The 3,976-nt window shown below is 49.6% G+C and carries 4 protein-coding genes and 1 tRNA gene; 4 read left to right on the top strand and 1 reads right to left on the bottom strand.

From position 1 onward, the window contains the following. Positions 1 to 171: 171 nt before the first annotated feature. The 3 genes from LKK83_RS18650 (at position 172) to kaiC (ending at position 3,269) form a co-directional block, all read left to right on the top strand. Positions 172 to 1,110: a circadian clock protein KaiA gene (locus tag LKK83_RS18650; protein ID WP_324632783.1), complete on the top strand. Its 939-nt coding sequence runs from the start codon at positions 172 to 174 to the stop codon at positions 1,108 to 1,110. A 61-nt stretch (positions 1,111 to 1,171) separates the two neighbouring features. Continuing rightward, positions 1,172 to 1,510, top strand: a complete 339-nt coding sequence (gene kaiB / locus LKK83_RS18645; RefSeq protein ID WP_324632782.1) for a circadian clock protein KaiB — start codon at positions 1,172 to 1,174, stop codon at positions 1,508 to 1,510. 196 nt (positions 1,511 to 1,706) lie between these two features. Next, entirely contained in the window at positions 1,707 to 3,269 is a 1,563-nt protein-coding gene (gene kaiC / locus LKK83_RS18640; protein WP_324632781.1) for a circadian clock protein KaiC, read from the top strand. A 61-nt stretch (positions 3,270 to 3,330) separates the two neighbouring features. Here the strand turns inward: kaiC and LKK83_RS18635 are convergent. Further along, positions 3,331 to 3,403 (bottom strand) — tRNA-Arg (locus tag LKK83_RS18635). Between the two features lie 87 nt (positions 3,404 to 3,490). Here LKK83_RS18635 and LKK83_RS18630 point away from each other — a divergent pair. Then, the gene (locus LKK83_RS18630; RefSeq protein WP_324632780.1) at positions 3,491 to 3,781 is read left to right on the top strand and encodes a hypothetical protein; all 291 of its coding nucleotides are present in this window, start codon (positions 3,491 to 3,493) and stop codon (positions 3,779 to 3,781) included. Positions 3,782 to 3,976: the final 195 nt, after the last annotated feature.

The raw sequence follows: 3,976 nt of genomic DNA, 5'->3' as shown, positions 1-3,976 counted from the left end.
GTGGGGAAAAGCGCCTTTAAAAGTCCGACTTTGGACTCTTTAAGAATCCCTCGGATTTATCCGTAGGGAGTATCAAATCAAACATCAGCCTCCGGTTTCCGTGGGCTGGGCAATCTCGCAGTAATGCTGCAGTAGCGATCGCTCGAGTCATTTATTTTTTTTATTCACGTTTTGCGACCAAAACTGTCTATTTGTACGTTTGCGCCTACAGAATCCTTGGCAGAATCGCTCTCCCCGTATTTGGGAGGCGATGGCTATGTGGTGAAAAATTTTCAGATTATCGAGGAGTTTGTGGCTTTTGTCGAGGGTCAAAAGCAACAGCTCGACTGTTTGATTTTACAAGCTGATGCCCAGTTGAATTCCCTACTGGCGGCGTTGGGTCAACGCGGGATCCTATTACCTGCCGCGATCGCTCATCCTGATTCCCCCACTCCCCCCACTTTGGATCCGCCAACCGATTTAGACCTCACTGACGCCAAAGTGGGATCGGTTCCCACCGCGAACAATGGCAATCCAGTTACCCCGGAGGTGGTTTATCACCGGGCGGAAGTCCATTTTTCTTGGGCGCAAATGAGCGAAGTCCAGAGGTTTGTGGAACGCGCGATCGCTCAATTCCTCGACCTATGTGCCTCCGCCAACCTCGCCGACAACATCAAACAGCCACCAGACTCCAACAGCGACCTCTCAACTCAAGCTTTCCTCGTGCCTCAGCAGCGGCGTCTGGCCGAGAAATTGAGGGAAAGATTAGGATACCTTGGCGTGTACTACAAACGCAAACCAAAATATTTTCTTCGCAATCTGCCTCCCGCCGAACGGCAGCAGTTTTTAGCAGAACTCAAATCCGATTATCGGGAAATTGTTCTCAACTATTTTGATAACGATAACACCCTCAATCAACAAATTGATGACTTCGTTAACACCGCTTTCTTGGCAGATGTCTCTGTCACCCAGCTCGTAGAAGTTCACATGGAATTAATGGATGATTTCGCCAAACAGCTCAAGCTGGAAGGTCGCAGCGAAGAAATTTTGCTCGACTACCGCTTGACATTAATTGATATAATAGCTCATCTGTGTGAAATGTATCGGCGGTCTATCCCCCGCGAGTCTTGAACTGGCAGAGTACCCCGCTGACCCCTGTCTTTAATCTTATAAACTGCTAACTCCTGAATGTATGAGTGCCTCAAAAAAAACCTATGTCCTCAAACTGTACGTGGCGGGTAATACCCCCAACTCGGTTCGGGCTTTGAAAACCCTAAAAAACATCCTAGAACAAGAGTTTGAAGGCGTCTACGCTCTGAAGGTCATTGATGTATTGAAAAATCCCCAACTCGCCGAAGAAGATAAAATCTTGGCCACCCCCACGTTATCAAAAATTTTGCCCCCACCGGTTCGCAAAATCATCGGCGACCTCTCCGATCGCGAAAAGGTATTGATCGGCTTAGATTTGCTCTACGAAGAACTGCGCGAACAAGACCCGGACTTTTATTATAACAATGAGCAGACCGAATAGGCACCCTTGCTGATTTGTCCTCGGTCACTTGTTCAAAGATGAATCCAGTAGGTCCCCCACATGATTTGCCCCCTTGCTTCACTCTATCAACCGCCAAAGCGATCGGAAATTCGTTAAAGCTGATGGCAAGCTGGATGAATTGTAGTAAAATTTCCCAGTTATCCCGAGTATTCTATCTTTTTTTAGCACCAAAGCTATGACTCTGAATCACCAAAATGAACAAGGAGAAGAACGTCTTCCCACAGGAGTCCAGAAAATCCGCACCATGATTGAGGGCTTTGATGACATTAGTCATGGCGGAATGCCTGTGGGACGCACCACCTTAGTCAGCGGCACCTCTGGTACGGGGAAAACATTATTTGCCATTCAATTTCTCTATAATGGCATTACCTATTTCGACGAAGCCGGCGTCTTCGTTACCTTTGAAGAATCTCCCAGCGATATCATTAAAAATTCCTATAGCTTTGGTTGGGATTTGCAAAATTTAATCGATCGCGGCAAACTGTTCATTCTCGATGCCTCCCCAGACCCGGAAGGACAAGATGTGGTCGGTAATTTCGACCTCTCTGCCTTGATCGAGCGCATCCAGTATGCCATTCGCAAATACAAGGCCAAACGAGTCTCCATCGACTCCGTAACCGCAGTATTTCAGCAATATGATGCCGCCTCCGTAGTCCGCCGGGAAATCTTTCGCTTGGTCGCCCGCCTCAAACAAGTGGGCGCAACCACGATTATGACCACCGAACGAGTGGAAGAATACGGGCCAGTCGCCCGCTTTGGCGTGGAAGAATTCGTCTCCGATAATGTGGTTATCGTCCGCAATGTTTTGGAAGGAGAGCGCCGCCGCCGAACTCTGGAAATCTTAAAACTGCGCGGCACTACCCACATGAAAGGAGAATATCCATTTACTATCACTCACGAAGGGATTAATATCTTTCCCCTCGGGGCCATGCGCCTCACCCAACGCTCCTCCAATGTCCGCCTCTCTTCCGGCGTCAAAACCCTCGACGAAATGTGCGGCGGCGGCTTTTTCAAAGATTCAATTATTCTCGCTACAGGTGCGACGGGTACCGGCAAAACCTTATTGGTAAGCAAGTTCCTCGAAGATGCCTGTGTCAACGGCGGTCGGGCCATGATGTTTGCCTATGAAGAATCCCGCGCCCAGTTGTTGCGAAATGCCTATTCTTGGGGAATTGATTTTGAAGAACTGGAAAAAAAGGATTTGTTGAGAATTCTGTGCGCCTATCCCGAATCTGCCGGGTTGGAAGACCACTTGCAAATGATTAAAACCGAAATTGCGGATTTTAAACCGGCTAGAATTGCGATCGATTCTCTGTCTGCTTTGGCTAGAGGAGTGAGTAATAACGCTTTCCGCCAATTTGTGATTGGGGTAACGGGATACGCCAAGCAAGAGGAAATTACCGGGTTCTTTACCAATACTACGGACCAGTTTATGGGCGCTCATTCGATTACCGAGTCCCATATTTCTACGATTACTGACACGATTATTATGTTGCAGTATGTGGAAATTCGCGGCGAAATGTCCCGGGCGATTAATGTGTTTAAAATGCGCGGGTCTTGGCACGATAAGGGGATTCGCGAGTACACGATTAGCGAGAAAGGTCCGGAAATTAAAGATTCGTTCCGCAACTACGAACGGATTATTAGCGGTTCTCCCTCCCGCATCGCCGTGGATGAAAAAAGCGAACTGTCCCGCATCGTGAAAGGCGTGCAAGGCAAAGGCGGTGATGAAGGGTAATTCTCGCCCATAAAAATGGGGCGGTTGGTTAACCAACCGCCCCTCTTTTGGAGCTTTTCAACGAGCACGGAGGGATTTGAACCCCCGACCCTCAGAACCGGAATCTGATGCTCTATCCACTGAGCTACGTGCCCTAACGTTCTCTTACTATAACACGCTTTTCCCGCAATGGCGATAAGTAAAAATACTTATTTTGGCTGGGCAGGGGCCGCAAGGCGGGAATGGGCGGCGGTGGCGCGATCGCAGAATTATTGCCGCTGTTTGGCTTGAGTTTGCATGGGTTGAATCGGGCGATCGCAGTTTTGCAGGGGCGATCGCCCCCTCCGCAACCGGGTAACGCGCACTCCTTGAGGCGATCGATTTTGGCAACCCAGGGAGATAGCATGGGGGAAAGTCGCGCCACTTGGCAGCATGGGGCGCGCAGGGGTGAGCCATCGTTGAAGGCACAGCGATCGCGATCGTTGGCCAGCGTCGAGAAAGTTCCCTCGACATTTACGATTCCCAAACCCTAGTCACTTGTGACTCGTTCCCCCCAGAAGGTAACGCCGAATGCCGAGGCTCCTCCTCCCCCGAGTCAAGCAAGCCGAATCGGCACGCTTGCTTAAAATACGACCCAAACTTTCAGCCCTAGAACCGTCAGGGACTCCGTAGAAACCAACCCCATGTCTAAAGCCAGGGGCTTGTACTTCTAACCACCTGACCAGCCT

It is taken from the genome of Phormidium sp. CCY1219, assembly GCF_035615515.1.
Lineage (GTDB): Bacteria > Cyanobacteriota > Cyanobacteriia > Cyanobacteriales > Laspinemataceae > CCY1219.
This window is presented reverse-complemented; position numbering and strand designations above follow the sequence as displayed.